The sequence below is a fragment of the uncultured Psychroserpens sp. genome, assembly GCF_947492715.1.
GTDB lineage: Bacteria > Bacteroidota > Bacteroidia > Flavobacteriales > Flavobacteriaceae > Psychroserpens.
The window spans coordinates 118,273-138,692 of record NZ_CANLNS010000001.1 but is presented as its reverse complement, the minus strand read 5'-3'; the positions used below and the strand labels follow the sequence as shown (position 1 = coordinate 138,692).

The 20,420-nt window shown below is 34.0% G+C and carries 19 protein-coding genes and 1 riboswitch; of the genes, 11 read left to right on the top strand and 8 right to left on the bottom strand.

Features of this window, described 5'->3' with window-relative positions; translation table 11 throughout:
• Positions 1 to 99 precede the first annotated feature (99 nt).
• Positions 100 to 221: riboswitch (SAM riboswitch) on the top strand.
• 284 nt (positions 222 to 505) lie between these two features.
• From Q0787_RS00660 to Q0787_RS00630, 7 genes are all read left to right on the top strand, one after another.
• Entirely contained in the window at positions 506 to 1,681 is a 1,176-nt protein-coding gene (locus tag Q0787_RS00660) for a PLP-dependent aspartate aminotransferase family protein (RefSeq protein WP_298900259.1), read from the top strand.
• Positions 1,668 to 2,750, top strand: coding sequence for an aspartate kinase (locus tag Q0787_RS00655; protein ID WP_298900258.1), 1,083 nt, complete (start codon positions 1,668 to 1,670; stop codon positions 2,748 to 2,750). Before Q0787_RS00660 ends, Q0787_RS00655 begins: the two co-directional genes overlap by 14 nt.
• A 5-nt stretch (positions 2,751 to 2,755) precedes the next feature.
• A complete protein-coding gene (locus Q0787_RS00650; protein ID WP_298900257.1) occupies positions 2,756 to 3,757 on the top strand; it encodes a homocysteine S-methyltransferase family protein in 1,002 nt (333 codons plus the stop codon).
• Positions 3,757 to 6,435, top strand: coding sequence for a methionine synthase (gene metH / locus Q0787_RS00645; protein WP_298900256.1), 2,679 nt, complete (start codon positions 3,757 to 3,759; stop codon positions 6,433 to 6,435). Before Q0787_RS00650 ends, metH begins: the two co-directional genes overlap by 1 nt.
• A gap of 172 nt (positions 6,436 to 6,607) precedes the next feature.
• Positions 6,608 to 7,564 (top strand): methylenetetrahydrofolate reductase [NAD(P)H], encoded by a 957-nt coding sequence (gene metF / locus Q0787_RS00640; protein WP_298900255.1) that lies wholly within the window; start codon positions 6,608 to 6,610, stop codon positions 7,562 to 7,564.
• Positions 7,565 to 7,598: 34 nt separating this feature from the next.
• On the top strand, positions 7,599 to 8,696 hold the full coding sequence (locus Q0787_RS00635) for an acyloxyacyl hydrolase (RefSeq protein WP_298900254.1): 1,098 nt from the start codon (positions 7,599 to 7,601) through the stop codon (positions 8,694 to 8,696).
• The gene (locus Q0787_RS00630) at positions 8,693 to 9,442 is read left to right on the top strand and encodes a head GIN domain-containing protein (RefSeq protein ID WP_298900253.1); all 750 of its coding nucleotides are present in this window, start codon (positions 8,693 to 8,695) and stop codon (positions 9,440 to 9,442) included. The genes Q0787_RS00635 and Q0787_RS00630 overlap by 4 nt, the downstream gene beginning before the upstream one ends.
• 92 nt (positions 9,443 to 9,534) lie before the next feature.
• Here the strand turns inward: Q0787_RS00630 and gldA are convergent, their stop codons facing one another.
• The gene (gene gldA / locus Q0787_RS00625; RefSeq protein ID WP_298900252.1) at positions 9,535 to 10,428 is read right to left on the bottom strand and encodes a gliding motility-associated ABC transporter ATP-binding subunit GldA; all 894 of its coding nucleotides are present in this window, start codon (positions 10,426 to 10,428) and stop codon (positions 9,535 to 9,537) included.
• Positions 10,429 to 10,708: 280 nt separating this feature from the next.
• On the opposite strand from gldA, the gene Q0787_RS00620 reads away from it, so the two are divergent.
• From Q0787_RS00620 to Q0787_RS00605, 4 genes are read left to right on the top strand one after another with little or no spacing between them, the layout of a single operon-like run.
• Positions 10,709 to 11,536, top strand: coding sequence for a prephenate dehydratase (locus tag Q0787_RS00620; RefSeq protein WP_298900251.1), 828 nt, complete (start codon positions 10,709 to 10,711; stop codon positions 11,534 to 11,536).
• Entirely contained in the window at positions 11,533 to 12,678 is a 1,146-nt protein-coding gene (locus tag Q0787_RS00615; RefSeq protein ID WP_298900250.1) for an aminotransferase class I/II-fold pyridoxal phosphate-dependent enzyme, read from the top strand. The genes Q0787_RS00620 and Q0787_RS00615 overlap by 4 nt, the downstream gene beginning before the upstream one ends.
• A 3-nt stretch (positions 12,679 to 12,681) precedes the next feature.
• Positions 12,682 to 13,533: a prephenate dehydrogenase gene (locus tag Q0787_RS00610; RefSeq protein ID WP_298900249.1), complete on the top strand. Its 852-nt coding sequence runs from the start codon at positions 12,682 to 12,684 to the stop codon at positions 13,531 to 13,533.
• A gap of 8 nt (positions 13,534 to 13,541) precedes the next feature.
• Positions 13,542 to 14,624 (top strand): bifunctional 3-deoxy-7-phosphoheptulonate synthase/chorismate mutase type II, encoded by a 1,083-nt coding sequence (locus Q0787_RS00605; RefSeq protein ID WP_298900248.1) that lies wholly within the window; start codon positions 13,542 to 13,544, stop codon positions 14,622 to 14,624.
• A 32-nt stretch (positions 14,625 to 14,656) separates the two neighbouring features.
• Here the strand turns inward: Q0787_RS00605 and Q0787_RS00600 are convergent, their stop codons facing one another.
• The 7 genes from Q0787_RS00600 to Q0787_RS00570 form a co-directional block, all read right to left on the bottom strand.
• Positions 14,657 to 15,094, bottom strand: a complete 438-nt coding sequence (locus tag Q0787_RS00600) for a phosphate-starvation-inducible PsiE family protein (RefSeq protein ID WP_298900247.1) — start codon at positions 15,092 to 15,094, stop codon at positions 14,657 to 14,659.
• Positions 15,091 to 15,531 (bottom strand): hypothetical protein, encoded by a 441-nt coding sequence (locus tag Q0787_RS00595; RefSeq protein WP_298900246.1) that lies wholly within the window; start codon positions 15,529 to 15,531, stop codon positions 15,091 to 15,093. The genes Q0787_RS00600 and Q0787_RS00595 overlap by 4 nt, the downstream gene beginning before the upstream one ends.
• A 123-nt stretch (positions 15,532 to 15,654) precedes the next feature.
• Complete coding sequence (locus Q0787_RS00590) at positions 15,655 to 16,416, bottom strand: LytTR family DNA-binding domain-containing protein (RefSeq protein ID WP_298900245.1); 762 nt, start codon at positions 16,414 to 16,416, stop codon at positions 15,655 to 15,657.
• Between the two features lie 6 nt (positions 16,417 to 16,422).
• The gene (locus Q0787_RS00585) at positions 16,423 to 17,112 is read right to left on the bottom strand and encodes a sensor histidine kinase (RefSeq protein ID WP_298900244.1); all 690 of its coding nucleotides are present in this window, start codon (positions 17,110 to 17,112) and stop codon (positions 16,423 to 16,425) included.
• 646 nt (positions 17,113 to 17,758) lie between these two features.
• Complete coding sequence (locus tag Q0787_RS00580; RefSeq protein WP_298900243.1) at positions 17,759 to 18,418, bottom strand: hypothetical protein; 660 nt, start codon at positions 18,416 to 18,418, stop codon at positions 17,759 to 17,761.
• Between the two features lie 365 nt (positions 18,419 to 18,783).
• On the bottom strand, positions 18,784 to 19,512 hold the full coding sequence (locus tag Q0787_RS00575) for a hypothetical protein (protein ID WP_298900242.1): 729 nt from the start codon (positions 19,510 to 19,512) through the stop codon (positions 18,784 to 18,786).
• A gap of 17 nt (positions 19,513 to 19,529) precedes the next feature.
• Positions 19,530 to 20,183 carry a DUF6515 family protein gene (locus tag Q0787_RS00570; protein WP_298900240.1) on the bottom strand — a complete coding sequence of 218 codons (654 nt, stop codon included), beginning with the start codon at positions 20,181 to 20,183 and terminating at the stop codon, positions 19,530 to 19,532.
• Positions 20,184 to 20,420 lie beyond the last annotated feature (237 nt).

The window sequence follows — 20,420 nt, the reverse complement described above, 5'->3', positions numbered from 1 at the left end:
AGGGGAAACTAAATTTATTTTAAATTTTTTATGAATTATTTGGATATTAAATTTTTCTGTTGCAATATTTGTACTCACAAAGTTCAATAACTTACTGAAATGTTATCAAGAAAGGCGGAGGGAATAGACCCGACGAAGCCTTAGCAACCCTTAAGCAATTAAGAAGGTGCTACATTCTACTTGAAGCGTGATTCATTTATCACGATTTAGATAGATAACTCAAGCGTAATTACTCATCTGTATTTACGTATTTCTTATAACATTTTTCTATTAGGTACGCTTTTTATAAGCGCATTTGACTTTTGGTTTAATCGTGCTATCTGTTGAGCGAGATTAATGATGAGGGAACAGATAGATTTTTTAATTAGACAAGAAAGAAAAATTTAACATAGTGTTTAGCTACGTTCAATTTTTATTTTGAAGTATAAGTGATAAAAATACTTTTAACTCCATTTATCTTGTTTAACAGATAGCACACATTATTAACTCAAAAAAAATTAGAAAAATGAGTGCAACAAAAATTATTCATTCCATTCCTAGTGATCCACTCACTGGAGCAATTTCGGTACCAGTGTACCAAACTTCAACCTTTATTCAAGAAGCACCTGGCGTCAATAAAGGTTATGATTATGCAAGAAGTAATAACCCAACACGTAAGGCTTTAGAAGATGTCGTCGCCAATCTCGAAGGTGGAGATTCAGCTTTTGCCTTTGCAACAGGGTTAGCAGCTATTGATGCTGTTTTAAAACTATTATCGGCTGGTGATGAAATCATTGCTGTAGATGATATTTATGGAGGAGCCTATCGTTTATTTACCCATGTTTATGAAAAACTCGGCATAAAAGTTCATTATGTCGATACTACAGAGGCTTCTAATGTGGCTAATGTTATTAGTAGTAAGACCAAACTGGTGTGGATAGAGTCTCCTACAAATCCAACCTTGAAAGTGTCCGATATTCAAACGATTAGCATTATTGCTAAAAGTGTTGGAGCCTTGTTGGTTGTTGATAATACATTTGCGAGCCCAATAGCACAACAACCTATTGCGTTGGGAGCGGATATAATTATTCATAGTGGTACCAAGTACATAGGAGGGCATTCCGACTTAGTCGCTGGTTTGGTGGTGACCAAAACAAAGGAACTTTCCGAACAACTTAAGTTTATTCAGAATGCATCTGGTGGGATTTTAGGACCTTGGGATTGTTTTTTAACCATTCGTGGCATCGAAACTTTAGAGTTACGTTATCAAAAACAATGTGAAAATGCCTTTGCAGTTGCTGCCTTTTTGGTAAATCATCATGCCGTTGAAGAGGTGTATTTTCCTGGTTTGGTGACTCATAAGAATCACGATATTGCGAAACGTCAACAAAATGGGTTATTTGGCGGTATCGTCTCTTTTACCTTAAAAGAAGATACACAAGAAGCTGCTAATCGTTTTGTGACCAGCACAAGCTATTTTAAACTTGCTGAAAGCCTTGGAGGTGTAAAGAGTTTACTTTGTCATCCTCCTCAAATGACACATGCCTCAATACCAAGAGAGAAACGTTTACAATCTGGAATCAAAGATTCGTTAATACGTTTGTCTTGTGGAATTGAAGATGCTCAAGATTTAATTAATGACCTAAATCAGGCCTTCGCTGTAGAACATAAGTCTAAAACCAAAAGTTATGTCAAATCCTAAAACCATACATTTAGTCATATTTGGAATTGGAAATGTAGGTAGTACACTTATAAATCAAATTAATGCTTCTAAACAGCGACTAAAGGAGCAACTCAATTTAACTGTTGAAATTCCTGTTGTTACCAATTCAAAGTTGGTGTTTTTTAACGGAAATAAAGACACACATACATGGGAAACTAATTTTGAGAAGTTTTCAGTGCCTTTTAATGTGACCGAGATTATTCAGTATATAAAAGAGCAACATTACAAGCATGTTATTGCCATAGATGCCACGTCTGGTGAAGACCTAGTTAAGAGCTATGTGTCTCTAATTGAAAATGGGTTTCATATTGTTTCGGCTAATAAATTAGCAAATACATTACATTATGATTTTTATGAGCGCTTACGATTATCTCTTAAAAAACACAATCGATCATTTTTATATGAAACCAATGTAGGTGCCGGGCTTCCAATTATTGAAACGATAAAGCAACTCTATGACTCAGGTGAGCAGATAGAAAAGATTCGAGGCGTGTTTTCAGGGTCGTTAAGCTATGTGTTTAATAGGTTTTCTGCTGAAAATGAACCATTTTCAAAAGTGTTGTCCAAAGCATCGAATTTGGGATTAACAGAACCAGATGCTCGGGATGATCTTTCTGGTCATGATGTGGCTAGGAAATTATTAATCTTAGCACGAGAATTAGACTTAAACGTAGAATTTCAAAATGTCAAAATTGAATCGCTTGTACCCAAACAACTTAATGGGAAAACAACATTGCATCAATTTAAAACCAGAATTAAGGAGTTAGATCAGCCTTTTTTAAAACGCAAACAGGCCTTATCTCAATGTGAGGTTTTAAGGTATGTAGGAGAATTGAATGTGGCCAAAAAAGTGCTGGAGGTGAAACTTATTTCTGAAGATAAGCAATCGGCATTAGGTCAATTAAAAGGTGCGGATTCTATTTTTGAAATTTTTACAAAATCATATGGAGAGCAGCCATTAGTCATTCAAGGAGCTGGTGCAGGAAAAGCGGTTACAGCACGCGGATTACTATCAGATGTTGTTAAACTTTCAAAGCATTTAAATTAAAATTTATGGGCAATATTAGAGAAGAGATAGAAAAGCGAATATTGGTTTTAGATGGTGCCATGGGAACGATGTTACAGCGATATGATTTTTCTGAAGAAGATTTTAGAGGAACACGCTTTAAGGATTATCCATCGTCTTTAAAAGGGAATAACGACCTATTGTCGTTAACCCAACCTGAGGCTATTGCCGAAGTACATCGCTTATATTTTGAAGCTGGTGCAGATATTATAGAAACCAATACATTTTCAGGAACAACAATTGCTATGGCAGATTATCAAATGGAAGATTTGGTTTATGAGCTCAATTTTGAATCGGCAAAAATAGCAAAACAAGTGGCTAATAAATTTACACTTGAAAACCCCGATCAGCCTCGATTTGTGGCGGGAAGTATTGGTCCTACCAATAAAACGGCTAGCATGTCTCCAGATGTGAATAGACCCGAATATAGGGCAATTACATTTGAAGAATTACGAGTTGCATATAAGGAACAGGTGGAGGCTCTAATTGATGGAGGTGTAGATGTGCTTTTGGTAGAAACTATATTTGATACACTCAACGCTAAAGCAGCGTTGTTTGCTATTGAACAGGTTAAAGAAGAACGGCAAGTTGATATACCAATTATGGTGTCTGGAACCATTACCGATGCTTCAGGACGTACTTTGTCTGGTCAAACTGTTGAAGCGTTTTTAACGTCCATTTCTCATGTTCCTTTGCTAAGTGTAGGCTTTAATTGTGCATTAGGAGCCGAGCAATTACAACCTTACTTACAACGTCTATCCCACGAAAGCGAATTCTATATTTCTGCCCACCCCAATGCAGGATTACCGAATGCATTTGGTGAATATGACCAATCTGCAGAACAAATGAAAGCCTTAGTAGAAAGCTATCTTAAAGATGGCTTAGTAAATATTATTGGTGGATGTTGTGGGACAAACCCAGAGCATATTAAGGCCATTTCAGAAGTTGCACGACACTATCAACCACGTCAGATTAATGTAGAAGTATAATGGCAAAACGAAATACATATTTAAAACTATCAGGTCTAGAACCACTTGTAGTAACTCCAGAAAGTAACTTTATAAATGTTGGAGAACGAACAAATGTAACTGGGTCTCGAAAATTTCTTCGTTTAATAAAAGAAGAAAAATTTGACGAGGCCTTAGACGTGGCTAGAAATCAGGTTGAAGGAGGAGCCCAGATTTTAGACGTCAATATGGACGAAGGTATGCTTGATGGGAAATATGCAATGGTTAAATTTTTAAATCTCATTGCTTCAGAGCCCGATATTGCACGTATCCCCATAATGATTGATAGTTCTAAATGGGAAATTATCGAAGCAGGATTACAAGTAGTTCAAGGTAAATGTGTTGTCAACTCGATTAGTTTAAAAGAAGGTGAATCAGAGTTTTTACGACAAGCAACTTTGGTTAAACGTTATGGAGCAGCTGTCATTATAATGGCCTTTGATGAAATTGGTCAAGCCGATACTTTTCAAAGACGTATAGATATTTGTAAACGCTCTTATGAGCTTTTAGTTAATGAGATTAATTTTCCTCCTGAAGATATTATTTTTGATCCTAACATTTTTCCTGTCGCTACAGGAATGGATGAACATCGTTTAAATGCCTTAGACTTTTTTAAGGCTACAAAATGGATTCGTGAAAACTTACCACATGTAAATGTATCTGGAGGCGTGAGTAATGTTTCGTTTTCATTTAGAGGCAATACCACAGTTAGAGAAGCTATTAACTCTGCATTTTTGTATCATGCTATACAATATGGGATGACATTAGGGATCGTAAATCCAACCATGTTAGAGGTCTACGACGAAATTCCAGACGATTTATTAGAGCGTGTTGAAGATGTATTGTTTGATAAGCGAGAGGACGCTACAGAACGCTTGTTAGATTTTGCTGAAACTGTAAAAGGGCAAAAAAAGAAAGATGAAACCACTGTTTTAGAATGGAGGAACGCACCTTTACAAGAACGAATTACACATAGCCTAGTTAAAGGAATTGATGCTTTTATCGTGGAAGATGTTGAAGAGGCTCGTGTATTGTCTATTAAACCTATTCAGGTTATCGAAGGCCATTTGATGATTGGAATGAACGTTGTTGGCGACTTATTTGGAAGTGGGAAAATGTTCTTACCTCAGGTTGTAAAATCTGCTCGTGTTATGAAAAAGGCGGTAGCTTATTTGCAACCTTTTATTGAAGCCGAAAAGGATGGGAAACAGGCATTTGCTGGTAAAATTTTAATGGCCACAGTAAAAGGCGATGTACACGATATTGGTAAAAATATCGTGAGTGTTGTTTTGGGATGCAACAATTATGAGATTATCGATTTAGGAGTTATGGTGCCTCCAGAAAAAATTATAGAGACAGCAGTTAAAGAAAATGTTGATGTTATAGGACTAAGTGGTTTAATAACACCATCACTTGATGAAATGGTTTACCTTTCAAAAGCTATGAAAAAGGAAAATTTAACCATACCATTAATCATTGGTGGTGCAACCACATCCAAAGCGCATACGTCTGTTAAAATTGCTCCTAATTATAATCACACTGTGGTGCATATTAATGATGCTTCGAGAGCAGTAACCGTTGTTGGTAATTTATTGCAAAAAGACAATCATATTTTTAAAACTCAGATAAGGGAAGAGTATAATGCATTTAGAGAACAGTTCTTAAAACGCGGAAAGCGAAAAGAATATATTTCTATAGAGGTAGCCCGAAAAAATAAGTATCAGATTGATTGGAATACATCAGAAATTGTAAAACCAAAACAATTAGGAATTCAGGTCATTGAAACTTTTAATCTTAAATTATTAGAACCTTATATTGATTGGAGTCCGTTTTTTAGAAGCTGGGATCTACATGGGAAATTTCCAGAAATATTAAACGATACTATTGTTGGAGCACAGGCTCAAGAATTGTATAAAGATGCGCAACACTTATTGAAACAAATTTTTGATGAACAGTTGTTAAAGGCAAAAGCTATTTATGGATTATTTCCGGCCAATACAGTCAACGATGATGATATCGAAGTCTACGATGAATCTAAAAATGTACAGGCCACCTTCTTAACACTAAGGCAGCAGCTTAAAAAGAGAGCTGGCGTTCCAAATCATGCTTTGGCCGATTTTATAGCGCCAAAAGATAGTGGGAAACAAGACTATATAGGAACGTTTTGCGTTACAACCGGTTTTGGAACTCAAGAGCTAGCAGAACAATTTGAAAGTGATAATGATGATTATAACTCGATTATGATTAAAGCTTTGGCAGATCGTCTAGCCGAGGCCTTTGCAGAATATTTACATGAACATGTAAGAAAAGATGTTTGGGCTTATGCATCAAATGAACACCTTAGCAATGAGGAGTTAATTAAAGAAACTTATAAAGGGATTCGTCCTGCTCCTGGTTATCCTGCTTGTCCAGATCACTTAGAAAAACAGACCATATGGCGAATATTAGATGTTGAAAATAGAATAGGGGTTAAGTTAACCGAAAGTTTAGCGATGTGGCCTGCAGCGAGTGTTAGCGGCTATTATTTTGGACATCCAGAAGCAAAATATTTTGGTTTGGGTAAAATTACCGAAGATCAACTTAAAGATTATGCTAAGCGTAGACAAATAACCCTTGAAGATGCCCAAAAATGGCTCAATCCAAACCTCGCAGAAACTTAACAATTTCTTAGAGTTGAGCTTATAATAACATAGAGATTAAATAGTAATCTTGTATTAACCTATAAATTCAAGATGATGAAAAAGTATAAAATAGAAATCAGATTTGCTTTACAATTAATACTATTAACTGTAGTGTCTTTGCTTATGGCATATCTGACGTCAACACCTTAATATGAAAGTTACCAGACACATAAAAAATGCCAATGGAAATACACAGTTTTCATTCGAAATTTTACCGCCTTTAAAAGGACAGCATATTCAATCTATATTTGATAATATTGATCCGTTAATGGAGTTCAATCCACCTTTTATTGATGTTACCTATCATCGTGAAGAATATACCTTTAAAGATGTAGGTAATGGGTTGCTTAAAAAGCAAATTGTAAAAAAGCGACCAGGAACAGTAGGAATTTGTGCCGCTATTCAGAACAAATATGGTGTTGATGCAATACCGCATATTTTGTGCGGTGGGTTTACAAAAGAAGACACCGAAAATTTTCTTATCGATCTCGATTTTTTAGGTATTGATAATGTCATGGCACTTCGTGGTGATGCCGTAAAGACCGAAACGTATTTCAAACCAGAGAAAGATGGTCATCACTATGCTAGCGAATTGGTGAGTCAAATTTCCGACTTAAACAAAGGGGTTTATTTGGACGAGGAATTGGAAAATTCTTCACCAACCAATTTTTGTATAGGCGTTGGGGCGTATCCCGAAAAACATGCCGAAGCTCCTAGTCTAGATAGTGATATTCACTTTCTAAAAAAGAAAATAAAAAAAGGTGCAGAGTATATCGTCACACAAATGTTTTTTGATAATGACAAGTATTTCAAATTTGTTGAGAAATGTAGAAATGAAGGGATAACCGTTCCTATAATTCCTGGATTAAAACCAATAGCGACAAAAAAACAACTCAATTTAATTCCGCATCGATTTCATGTCGATTTACCCGAAGATCTAATTATCGAAATTGTAAAATGCAAAGACAATAAGGCGGTTAGACAAGTAGGAGTAGAGTGGTGTATTCAACAATCTAAAGCCCTTCAAAAAGCAGGAATTCCTGTGCTACATTATTATTCTATGGGAAAAAGTGACAATATTAAAGCTGTTGCGTCGCAGGTGTTTTGATTATTCTGTTATTTTTGTGGCATAACTAAATTAAATGAAGCGTTTCAGTGCCTACATTTTTTGCTTAATTTCCACATTCGTACTTGCTCAAGAGAATGACCTTAAACGGTTTACTCTAGATGTAAATACTTACTACGGAACTATTTTAGAGCATAACCCAGATATAGCACATTTAATTACAGACCATCCTTCTGGATTAATTTTAAGTTATAATAGAAAAACATACGGATTTAAAGACTGGGAAAGTCGTTATAATTATCCAGATTGGGGTTTTTCATTTATTTACCAAGATATGAAAAATCGTTTTTTGGGTGAGAATTATGGGCTCTATGCACACTATAATTTTTACTTTTTAAAACGACATTTAAATTTCAGAATCGGACAAGGCATTGCATATACCACAAACCCCTACGATAAAGAAACCAATTTTGTTAATAATGCTTATGGTTCCGATTTGCTGAGTACAACCTATGTGATGCTTAATTACAAAAAGGAGAACATTTTTAAAGGGATAGGTGTTCAGGCAGGTATTTCGGTAATTCACTATTCTAATGCCAATTTTAAAGCGCCTAATAATTCTACAAATACGTTTGTGTTTAATGTGGGAGCTAATTATTTGTTTGATTATGACAACGAACCCGAATATATTCCGTCTTCCGAAGAAAAGAAATATAAAGAGCCTATTAAATATAACTTAGCCTTTAGAAGCGGGGCTAATGAGAGTGATATTATAGGTGTTGGTCAGTACCCTTTTTATATTGTCTCTGCCTATGCAGATAAACGATTAAACCGAAAAAGCGCTGTTCAGGTTGGAACAGATATTTTCTTTTCTAAATTTCTGAAAGAGCTCATTCATTTTTATGCTGTGGCTTTTCCTGAATTGAATGTAAGTGGTGATGAAGATTGGAAGCGCGTAGGTGTTTTTATTGGACATGAATTGTTTATTAATAAAATGTCATTTATATCTCAATTAGGATATTATGTCTATTATCCATACGATTTTGAAGGACGTGTTTATAACAGGATTGGGTTGAAGCGTTATTTTGGAGATAAACTATTTGGGGCAATAACACTGAAGTCGCATGGCGCCAAAGCAGAAGCTGTTGAATTTGGAATAGGAATACGATTATGAGAAAGTTAGTATATATAATGGTTGTTGTGTTGTTTTGTTCATGCAATGGGGAAAATGTGCCCGATTGTTTCCAAAATTCAGGAACTATTATAGAACGCGATTTTGAAGTAGATGCCTTTACTGAAATTACTGTTTTTCCTAGAATCGAACTCATACTCACCGATGAGCTAACACAGAAAGTAACCGTTCAAACGGGCGAATATTTAATGAACGATATTGACGTGGACGTGGTAAACGGCAGGCTCGAAATCCACAATAATAATGCCTGCAATATTACTAGAGACTATGGCATTACCAAAGTGTTTGTAAGCGCTCCGAATATTACAAAAATTAGAAATGGATCAGGTTTAGCTGTGCGAAGCAATGGCGTACTTGCCTATAATGCCTTAGAATTGATTTCTGAAGATTTTGAAGAGGAAGACGCCGTTAACACCGATGGTAATTTTATTCTCGAAATAGACTGTAACGTGTTTACTGTAACCGTTAATAATCTATCAACTTGCTATATTTCGGGATCTACCGATACGGCTAATATTCGTTTTTTTTCTGGAGATGCTAGATTTGAAGGCCGTCATTTAATAGCCCAAGACGTGGCCATTTTTCAGCGCAGTAGCAATGATATGATAATTAATGCGCAACAATCTCTAACAGGAGAGATACGAAGTACAGGAGATGTTATTGTGGTCAATGCACCTCCAGTTATTGACGTGCAACAATTTTACACAGGACAGCTTATTTTTGAATAAGCACATAAACCCCTACAAGTAAAAAGAAACGAATATCTGCAATTAGTTGCGTTTTTGATTCTATTAAAGTTTTAACAATATCTAATGCGACATCATGAAGTTAATTCTCTAAACAAACTTTCTAAACTTGCATTTTTTTGATTGAGTTGGAGAATTTTTAATTGATTATCATGTGCAAAATCAAACACATGAGAGCGCATGTCTTCTGTTGTAGAGAAGGTGATTTCATAAATAAAATCATGTGTGTTTACGACATTTTTAACATTAGGAAGTTTCAGTAAAAAAGCATCTTCAACGCGATAATCAAACTCTACAATAACGGTTTGTTCACTGTCATCTCTAAGTTCCTTGAGTTTTTTGTCGGCTACAATTTCACCTTTATTGATAATAATGACACGATCACAAATTGCTTCTACCTCTTGCATAATATGCGTTGATAAAAAAACAGTCTTGTCCTTACCAATATTCTTAATAAGATGTCTAATATCTACCAATTGATTTGGGTCTAAACCAGTAGTAGGTTCATCTAAAATTAATACAGATGGATCGTGTAACAAAGCATTGGCTAAACCAACACGCTGTCTGTACCCTTTTGATAACTGACTCATTTTTTTATGTGCTTCGGGAGTGAGTCCGGTTAATTCTATAACCTCATTAATTCTAGATTTAGGCGTTTTATAAACACTTGCGTTGAAACTTAGGTATTCTTTGACATACATGTCTAAATACAAAGGGTTGTGTTCTGGGAGATAGCCCACATTATTTTGGACATCCTTTTTATTAATTTCCACGTTAAACCCGCTTACCTTGGCAACACCATTGGAAGCATTGATATATGTAGTTAGTATTTTCATAAGCGTAGATTTTCCTGCGCCATTTGGACCTAAAAAGCCAACAATTTCTCCTTTCTTTACAGAAAAAGAAATGCTGTTAAGGGCTTTTTGTTCACCATATACTTTAGAGATGTTTTCAACTTCAATAGACATATATCAATTTATTTATTCAAAAATAGCAATTATAACTAATGCTGTCCTTTAAATTAAGAATTCTTTAAAACTGAAACGTTAAACTTAAAAATATGGTATAACAATTTTGATTTCTTAAAATAATAATTACATTAGCAATTCAATAACGACATGAATACATTAAATTATACATATTATAACTGGTTTTATTTCTTTTTTAGCGAAAAGAGAGAGACGTTATATGTATAATTTATTAGAAATAAATTTAATGTAAGTCTCGATGAAAATCGAGACTTTTTTTATGATAAAATCAGTAGCCATACAAGGAATAAAGGGATCTTTTCATCATATTGTTTCACAACAATTTTTTGATGCTTCAGTGACCGTTAATGAGTGTTTAACGTTTGATAAAGCTGTAGATAGTTTGTTGTCTCAAAACAGTGATGCCGCGATTATGGCCATTGAAAATTCGATTGCAGGTTCTATAATTCCTAATTATGCCTTAATAGATTCGGAGGACTTGCATATTGTGGGTGAGCACTATTTAGATATTCAGCATCACCTCATGGCCATGCCTAATCAATCTATTCATGATATTGAAGAAGTGCATTCGCATCCTATGGCATTGTTACAATGTAAAACGTTTTTTAAACAATATCCTCATATTAAACTTATTGAAGATAAGGATACGGCAGAGGTGGCCCAACGCATTCAGAAAGGTCAAATAAAAAAAATGGCAGCGATTGCTTCAAAATTGGCAGCTCAATTGTTTGAACTCGACATTATTTCAGAAAGTATTCAAACCATACCACATAACGAGACGCGATTTGTCATTGTAAAGACAAAAAATTCTGAAATTTCAGAAGATAAAATCAATAAGGCTTCAGTTAAGTTTGAATTAGACCATAAAAGAGGAAGTTTAGCGACTATTTTGAATGTATTAAGTGATTGTAAGTTAAATTTAACGAAGATTCAATCACTCCCAAAAATTGAAACCCCTTGGAAGTATGCTTTTTTTGTGGATTTGACTTTCGATAACTATTCAGATTTCGATAAAGCTAAATCCATAATGAACCTTATGGCTCAAGAATTTAAAGTATTGGGAGAATATAAAAACGCAAGACAATGATTCAGATTGCTAACCGATTACAAACTGTTGAAGAATACTATTTCTCCAAAAAATTACGAGAAGTAAGGTTACTTGAGTCTCAAGGAAAACCAATTATTAATTTAGGTATTGGTAGCCCAGATTTAAATCCGCCCGAACGTGTTCTTAATGCGTTGGTAGAAACGTTTAATGAGGAAGCTGCTCACACCTATCAAAGCTACCAAGGCATTCCAGAATTACGAGAAGCTATTACTACTTTTTACAGAAAACATTTTAATGTGTCTTTGAGCCCTTTGAGTGAAGTCCTTCCACTTATGGGAAGTAAAGAAGGTATTTTACACATATCGATGGCATTTTTAAATGCTGGTGATGAGGTATTGATTCCTAATCCTGGTTATCCAACATACGAGTCGGTAACCAAATTGGTTGGAGCCGTCCCTGTACACTACGATTTAACTGAAGAGAACAATTGGTTGCCAGACCTTATTGCATTAGAAAAAAGAGGCGTTGAAAATGTTAAGATAATGTGGGTTAATTATCCGCATATGCCAACAGGAGCTCCTGCTACTAATAAGCTATTTGAAGACCTAATTACTTTTGCTAAACGCAATAATATATTAATTGTTAACGACAACCCTTATAGCTTTATACTAAATAAATACCCAAGAAGTATCCTTAAATATAATGGTGCATCGGACGTGTGTTTAGAGTTAAATTCACTTAGTAAAACGTTTAATATGGCAGGCTGGCGTGTTGGCATGTTAGTAGGCAAAGGTGAATATATTAATGCTGTATTACGCGTAAAAAGTAATATGGACTCAGGGATGTTTTTAGGAATTCAAAAAGGCGCCATTGAAGCATTAAACTGTTCTAATATGTGGTTTTTGAGCCTTAATAGCGTGTATGAACAACGGCGACAAATCGTGTGGAAAATTGCTGAAGCACTTAACTGTACTTATGATAAAGGCGCCACAGGACTATTTGTTTGGGCCAAATTACCAGACTATTTGAATGGCGAAGAATATATTGATGTCATACTCAGAGAAAAATCTATTTTCATAACACCAGGAACCATTTTTGGAAGCAATGGTGATAGATATATTAGAATATCGTTGTGCGCATCGCAGGACGAATTAGAAGAAGCATTAGCTAGATTAACGTAACATATGAATAACATTTACATTATTGGCGTTGGATTAATAGGAGGTAGCTTGGCACTAGATGTCAAATCTAATACGAAGAATATTAGCGTTTTTGGAATTGATTCTAACCCCTTTCATTTAGAAGAAGCCTTAGCTCTTAAAATTATTGATGCTACCGCAACTTATGATGATTTAAAACATGCAGATTTGGTTGTACTTTCTATTCCAGTTGATAAGAGTGTTATAGAGTTGCCTAAAATTTTAGACCTTATTTCTGATGATACTTTGGTTATTGATGTGGGCTCTACCAAATTTCCAGTTTGTAAAGTTGTTGAAAATCACAAAAGAAGACGTAATTTTTTAGCTACACACCCTATCGCAGGTACAGAATTTTCTGGTCCAAAAGCAGCAATAAGGTATTTGTTTCAAAAGAAAACTAATATTATTTGTGAGGTTGAAAAAACCGCATTTAAGTTACAAGAGAAAGCTTTAGCGTTATTTTCAGACTTAGGGATGCGTATTCGGTATATGAATCCGGAAGCACATGATAAACATATAGCTTACGTTTCTCACTTATCGCACATAAGCTCGTTCATGTTAGGAAAAACAGTAATAGAAAAGGAGAAAAATGAGCGCGATATTTTTGATATGGCTGGAAGTGGTTTTGAAAGTACAGTACGCCTAGCTAAAAGTTCACCAGATATGTGGACACCAATTTTTAAACAGAATAAAACTAATGTTATTGAAACACTAGATGAATATATTGCTAATTTAAAACGCTTTAAAAATTATATGGAAGCCGATGATTTTGAAGAGATTTATAACGAAATGAAAAATACAAATCATATAAAAGAGATATTAAAAGGAATTGCTTAATAGAAATTATGGAGAATAAGAAAGAATTGAGAGCATGGTTAGATAAATTTGGGTTAGAACATCCGCTTGTTATTGCGGGGCCATGCAGTGCCGAAACCGAGCAGCAAGTTTTAAAAATTGCACACCAATTAAAAGATAGTGATGCTACTGTGCTAAGAGCTGGTATATGGAAACCGAGAACGCGTCCTGGAAATTTTGAAGGCGTTGGTGCACTGGGTCTAAAATGGTTGCAAAAAGCTAAGGAAGAAACAGGGATGATGATCACTACCGAAGTGGCAAATGCGAATCATGTAGACTTAGCGCTTAAACATGATGTTGATATTTTATGGATTGGCGCGCGTACGACTGTTAGCCCTTTTATTGTACAAGAGATTGCAGATGCTTTAAAAGGAACAGATAAAACAGTACTGATTAAAAATCCGGTAAACCCAGATTTGGCCTTATGGTTAGGCGCTGTAGAACGTTTTTATACGGCCGATGTTAAAAACCTTGGTGTGATTCATAGAGGGTTTTCAACTTATGAGAAGACACGTTATAGAAATAATCCCGAATGGCAAATTGCGGTAGATTTACAAAACCGTTTTCCAGACCTGCCTTTGATTTTAGACCCTTCTCATATTGCGGGTCGTCGTGATATCATTTTTGATTTGTGTCAAACAGCACTCGATTTAAACTATGATGGTTTAATGGTTGAAACGCATTTTGACCCAGATAATGCTTGGAGCGATGCAGCACAACAAATTACACCAGAAACATTAGTTAAGTACACTGAGGATTTAAGAATTCGTAAAGAAGTAGGTGAAGCTACCGAGTTTAAAAATAGGATTAATACCATGAGGACTCAAATTGATGTGATTGATCATCAGTTAATTGAAATGCTAGGAAAACGTATGAATGTTGCCGACGATATTGGTCAATTAAAAAAGGATCATAACGTTGCTGTTTTACAATCAAAACGTTGGAACGAAATTTTGGGTAAAATGATTTTACAAGGGGAAGAAAAGAACTTAAGCGAAGAGTTTATTTTACGCGTCTTTAAAGCCATTCACCAAGAATCAATTAATCATCAAGAAAAAATTATTAACGGATAAATTTAAAAGCCTCAATGTATTGAGGCTTTTTTTTACTTCTTTATTCGCATTCCTTTTTTTATTAAATAATAACCAGATGACAATACTATTATTAGAGAGCTTATGCCTATCAGAGTTAAAGGGGCGAGATGTTTGAAATCTAGATCAATAACGTGTCTGGAGATTCCAATTAAGGCTACTAGTAGTACAATTTCAACATGAACAACATCTTCTTTAAGGTACATTTTAACTGTATGGACTAATTCAACTCCAATCAAGACAAGCATAAAACCTCCAAATATTTTATGTAAATGCGTAAGGATATTATTTTGAGAGAACGAGTCCTGAAATTGAGCTATAATACCGCCAAAAAGTAAACTTATAAATACAATAGTCGCGTATAACACAACAGCCAAGAGCGAGAATAGTAAGGTTAATATAATCACCCTTTCTATACGTTCTACAATTTTTATCATGTACAGCTTATTCATTGATTAACATTTTGAGAGTATTTTAACTCAAGTTTGTTAAGTACTAACGCTTTAAAAGTATTCATGATTTTTACGTTTTCACGATACTGTTTTTGGGTTAAAATAGGTTTTAAGTCCGTGTTTGTTTTATCTATCAACACATGAATTTCTTGAACCATTTCATTGTAGCTGTATGTAGAATCTTTATCATCTAAACGCGACATTTTATAAGTATACTTTGATATAATGTAGCTGTATTGTTCTTCAACATCATTAGAGAGTTTTAAGTCTTGAACTTTGTTGTGAAACCAAAAGTGAAGATTTGAGAATTCTTGAACGCTAAAGAGTTCTACCTTATTTTTTTGTCGTTCTATTTGCTTTTGAGACAAGTTTTGTGAATTGACATTTATAAATGATAATACACAGATTCCGAATACGATTGATTTGATAGTTTTCATAATATTTTCGTTTTAAATTATACCCCAAAAGTACTGTGGATACTCGCTTTAAAATGAAAAATAAAAGTGAAACGACCTAAATCGGAAGTGAAGTGACATTTAAGTATTGTGAATTAAAATGAATTAGGAATTAATCCAGTTTTTTACTTCACTGGATTTAGCTTTACTCACTACAATACGCTCATTAAAGTTCGGATTAACATTGACAATAAGTTTGCCGTTGAAATAGAATTTGATATTTACAATAGACGCTCTATTTACTATAAACTGTCTGTTGATTCGGTGAAAATTATCCGGATTCAATTCTGTCTCAATATCTTCTAATTTCTTATTTATGATATAAGATTGATTGCTAAATGTGGTGGCCTTCACAATTCCTGTTTCAATATAGAAATATGCAATATCTGTTGTTTTTATAGGAACTAATTCGTCTCTTTTCTGAACCAGATAAGTAGATTTAAATTGTGCTGTTTTAGTCTGTAACATTTGTAGTAAACCATCAATGTCATTTGAAGCAGGTTTTGTTGATTTGAAAGTAGCATTAAATTTCTCTAAGGCTTCTAATAACTCTTCTTCATTGATGGGTTTTAAAATGTAATCTACGCTATTTACTTTAAATGCCTGAATGGCATATTGATCATAAGCAGTAGTGAAAATAATGGGCGTTTTGAGTTCTACCTGATTAAAAATCTCGAATGAGATACCATCGGCTAAATGAATATCCATAAAAATTAAATCGGCTTCTGTATGTTTCGAAAAATAGGCAACCGATGATTTAACCGAATCCAGAGTTTTAAGAACATCTATTTCAGAATCTATTTTGCCTAATAAATACACTAGGTTCTCGCTTGCAGCAATTTCATCTTCTACAATAACTACTTTCATAAGATACTAATTTAAGGGTAGTTTTACACTAAACATATGATTTGCGTTGCTTATTTTGATTTCTTTTTCTTTCAGCAAGTCATAGCGCTTTTTAATATTGGCTAGACCTTGACCTGTACTATGTACAAAGGTGGATCTAGGTTGTATTTTGTTTTCTATGATTAACTCATGGTTTTTAACATAGATTCTAACTTGTAATGGTTTCTCTTCTGAAATCTCATTATGTTTTATGGCATTTTCAACCAATAGTTGCAAGGTTAATGTAGGGATATCCTGATTTAAAAAACTCTCATCAATGTCAATATCAATGCTAAATCGATCTCGATATCTCGTTTTGATTAAGTAGATATAACTATTTAGAAATTTCAACTCTTCGCTGAGCGCTACCAAATCCTGTTGTCCACTTTGTAAAATATAACGATACATATAAGAGAGCTTATTTACAAATGTTGTGGCTTCTTCATTTTCTCGCACCAACGAGTTTAATGAGTTTAATGAGTTAAATAAGAAATGTGGGTTTATTTGATTTTTTAAAGCCGAAAGTTCATTTTGTAAACTTTGACGTTTTAATAGTTCTTTTTCGGCAAGATCCTCACGATGAATAATTTGAAATCTCAATAGTCTTGATATAAAGATAACAATGACTAAGATGATAAAATAAACGAAATAAGTTAGGCCCTTATCTGAAGAATTCATAAGGTTGCCTGTCGTTTTTTCATGCACAAAAATGAAGCTAAATATTAATATAAAAAACAAGAATATATTTGCTATTACAGTAAGAACAGTGTTTGCTATTTTACTATAATTAAAATATGTAAAACTCCAGCTTGTATTTAGCTGTAAACCAAGCCATGAGTATATAAATAGGAAAAAAGATCTGGTGATAATATCATTGACGGAGACTTGGTCAAATGACTTGCCTAAATTATCTATTATATCATATAAATCAAGAACCCTAGGTAAATTGATTAAAAAAGAAATCAATAGAGCGATATATAATAGAGTAGATTGTTTTACGCTTTTAGTTTTCAAAACCCAATGTCTTATTTCTGTTTTATAAAATGGTAAATTAATCAAAATATATGGTTTTAGATTGTTTATAATTGAAATAAAAGAGACTGCCCAACCCTGTAAGACAGTCTCGAAGTAAATACGCTATTAATCATTCAGGGTTTGTATTGTTTTTATAAGCCTAATTCTAGAAGTTCGATGTCATAACGAAGTTCATCAACGGTAATATCATTTGGATCTATAATTGAATCCGTCTGGTTAGTTTCGAAAAGCTGCCCAAGAGCTTTTTTAATACTCTCAAGCAGCTGTCAAACTAACCAATCAATCTATTTTATTGAATTAACTCCTTAACTAATTTTTTCGAAAAGTCTTTAGATGTTTTTTCTATGTCTTTTGGATTATCCACAACTGAGGTAATTACAGATGATAATTGCTGATGCTCAGGCTGCGTTAGGTCGTAAATTGAAGTTTCTAAAATATATTCTTTACTCGTATATGTCGTCGTCGTTTCTGGTTCTACATTTAAGTAAATGGTTCTGTATGACCTGTAAAGCCTACGATGGTATCCGTCAAAATAATAAGTGGGATAGGTGTTTTGATAGTATACTGTTCCACCTTCGGTATAGGTCTTGGAATATTCGTTAATGTCTTTTAAAACTGTCTTTACAACGATGTTAATGCCAGAGTTGCTAAGTTCTTTTTTTATGTCTCTAAGCTGCTCGTCTGTTAATGTGTCATTTGAATTAAGAAAAGGAAACATTTTAAAACTTTCTAAAGATTTATATCCTTTTTTACTCAATTGTTCTACGATATCTTTTTCAAAAGTTGTTCTAATAACTTGGTTGTTACTTTCGGTTACAATCAATATGTTTTTGTTCTCTATATTTGATGTTCTTACATCTTTCCATGAGTCTGTGACTTTTACAGACGAACATCCAACTAAGAGTATTGAGAGTGTAATGATGCTCAGTGTGATTTTAAATGTTTTCATGATTTCTAAGGTTTTAATGGTATTACTGTTTTTAAATGAATAGGTGACTTTCGTCGTTATTTTGATATAAAGGTTTTAAAGTCAATCTTTTTCTTTTTTCGTAGTTTTTGATTTTAAATAAACCTGTAATTTTCTTTTCTAAATTTGATCTAAATAATTTCATAAAGCGTGATTTTAAGTGTGTTTATATTTTGATTTCTTATACAAATGTAGCCTTGATTAATAGTGTTTTATGAGGTTTTTAAACCGAAACGACCAATTTTAGAGGTGAAGTGTACTAAAGAAAGAGTGAACTATTTTTCTAAAATTTAAGGCATAAAAAAGCCCTCATATGTCTATGAAGGCTTTTATTTTTGACTTTAAAGTTATCCTCTTCGTTTTCTTCGTTTTGTGTCTTTTTCGCTGTGTTCATTTCTGTCGTCACGACGTTCTCTACTGTCCTCCCTTCGTTCTCTCATATCTTCTGACAATTCTCGTTTTGTCGACTCTAGATCCTGTTTCATAGTATTAGCAAAATCTAAAAAGAGTCGTTTGTTTGATACAGCTAAATCTTTATCACTAAAAACAAAATTGTAATTTTTTAAAGTCTCTAAAATGGATGCCTGTTGCTGAGCTCTTTCTATTTGCTGTTCAAAATCTCTAATGTCATCACGTCTATCTCGCTTGTCATCTCTTTTATTGGCTTGATCTCTTGCCATGTCTTTTTTATCATCACGTCGGTCAAAACGATCTTTCTTTGAGTCGTCTTTATTATCTCGAATTTCACGTCTGTCAGACCGTATTTCAGCGGAGCTTTGAGCGATTTCTTTTCGCGCTTTTTTAGCTTTTATACCACTTTGTTGAACTTCTCTTGTCATGTCCTGAAGGATATCCTTTTTTAGAGCATTTGTCTTTTCCGAATTTCCAGAATCAAATGCTTCATTGAGAAGGGCTAATTTTGCACTAAAAGTTTGCAGTTCTTTGGTGTCTCGTTCAAGGTTTTTCTTTCCTTCTTGGATTTGCCTAGTGTTTTGAATACCCTCTTTTACATTTTGAGCACTAGTACTTATACTAAAACAAAGAGCCAGTATTATAAATTGAATTGAATATTTCATTGTTAATGGATTGTATGTTAATTATTCGTTTTACTGTAAACCACTTCATAAGTGATGTCTCCTTCTTGGCTCTTGTGTTTTTTATACAAAATGTCATTGTATTCATATAAGGTTTTGCCATCAATAACAACTTCTTTAGAATCTTCAGGAATATGATTTAAAATGACACCAACAGGTGGTTGAGTGACTTCATACTTTCCATCATTGTCCGTTGAAGTGGTTGAAGATTCTATATAGTACACGCCAGAATGATAAAAGTAAATCGAAGGACCTACAACAAGTCTTGTGTAACCTACAGGTAATACTGTTATCCTAAAACCTCTTGGAGGCATTACAACAATATACTGATCTCCATATAAGGTATAGTATATTCCTGAGTAATAGAAATATGATAAGCCTCTAAAACTTATTCTAACATGATTAACAGGCAAAGTTCTTACTATTCTTCTGTGATGTGGATATCTGTAATGCGGATTTCTTCTCACGGGTTGCGTTCTGTACCTACTATCATGTCTTCTGTGAGTTGTGTTTACTCGGTCATTGTTGTGCGATCTCTCAGTTTTTACAGTTCTGTTTTTTGATGTTTGACGCTTTTGGCCCATAGTGTTGTTAGGGAAGAAGAATAAACATAATAACACGCCAATTCCAAATGTCTTTTTTAATGTATCCATCGTTTTTAATTTTAATAGTTTTTCAGCATTATTGCATAATTCTTCAACAAAAATATGTGCAGAAAATCATTTTAAAACGAAAAAAGAAGTGAGGCGACTAAATGCAAAAGTGAAGTGTCTTTTATAGGGAATGAACTGTTCGTAAATGCTGAACACTGTTTTTACTCAATGAAACCTCCCATTCACTCATTGTAGGTTTTGGTTGTTTGCAGTATCAACTAAGTTTGATTCATAAAC

Bases quoted from the DNA above. Each gene is read 5' to 3' on its own strand.
- Q0787_RS00610 (WP_298900249.1), top strand. From the start codon at position 12,682: ATGAATAACATTTACATTATTGGCGTTGGATTAATAGGAGGTAGCTTG.
- metH (WP_298900256.1), top strand. From the start codon at position 3,757: ATGGCAAAACGAAATACATATTTAAAACTATCAGGTCTAGAACCACTT.
- Q0787_RS00570 (WP_298900240.1), bottom strand. From the start codon at position 20,183: ATGGATACATTAAAAAAGACATTTGGAATTGGCGTGTTATTATGTTTA.
- metF (WP_298900255.1), top strand. From the start codon at position 6,608: ATGAAAGTTACCAGACACATAAAAAATGCCAATGGAAATACACAGTTT.
- Q0787_RS00630 (WP_298900253.1), top strand. From the start codon at position 8,693: ATGAGAAAGTTAGTATATATAATGGTTGTTGTGTTGTTTTGTTCATGC.
- Q0787_RS00635 (WP_298900254.1), top strand. From the start codon at position 7,599: ATGAAGCGTTTCAGTGCCTACATTTTTTGCTTAATTTCCACATTCGTA.
- Q0787_RS00650 (WP_298900257.1), top strand. From the start codon at position 2,756: ATGGGCAATATTAGAGAAGAGATAGAAAAGCGAATATTGGTTTTAGAT.
- Q0787_RS00655 (WP_298900258.1), top strand. From the start codon at position 1,668: ATGTCAAATCCTAAAACCATACATTTAGTCATATTTGGAATTGGAAAT.
- Q0787_RS00660 (WP_298900259.1), top strand. From the start codon at position 506: ATGAGTGCAACAAAAATTATTCATTCCATTCCTAGTGATCCACTCACT.
- gldA (WP_298900252.1), bottom strand. From the start codon at position 10,428: ATGTCTATTGAAGTTGAAAACATCTCTAAAGTATATGGTGAACAAAAA.
- Q0787_RS00585 (WP_298900244.1), bottom strand. From the start codon at position 17,112: ATGAATTCTTCAGATAAGGGCCTAACTTATTTCGTTTATTTTATCATC.
- Q0787_RS00620 (WP_298900251.1), top strand. From the start codon at position 10,709: ATGATAAAATCAGTAGCCATACAAGGAATAAAGGGATCTTTTCATCAT.
- Q0787_RS00605 (WP_298900248.1), top strand. From the start codon at position 13,542: ATGGAGAATAAGAAAGAATTGAGAGCATGGTTAGATAAATTTGGGTTA.
- Q0787_RS00575 (WP_298900242.1), bottom strand. From the start codon at position 19,512: ATGAAATATTCAATTCAATTTATAATACTGGCTCTTTGTTTTAGTATA.
- Q0787_RS00615 (WP_298900250.1), top strand. From the start codon at position 11,533: ATGATTCAGATTGCTAACCGATTACAAACTGTTGAAGAATACTATTTC.
- Q0787_RS00595 (WP_298900246.1), bottom strand. From the start codon at position 15,531: ATGAAAACTATCAAATCAATCGTATTCGGAATCTGTGTATTATCATTT.
- Q0787_RS00600 (WP_298900247.1), bottom strand. From the start codon at position 15,094: ATGAATAAGCTGTACATGATAAAAATTGTAGAACGTATAGAAAGGGTG.
- Q0787_RS00590 (WP_298900245.1), bottom strand. From the start codon at position 16,416: ATGAAAGTAGTTATTGTAGAAGATGAAATTGCTGCAAGCGAGAACCTA.
- Q0787_RS00580 (WP_298900243.1), bottom strand. From the start codon at position 18,418: ATGAAAACATTTAAAATCACACTGAGCATCATTACACTCTCAATACTC.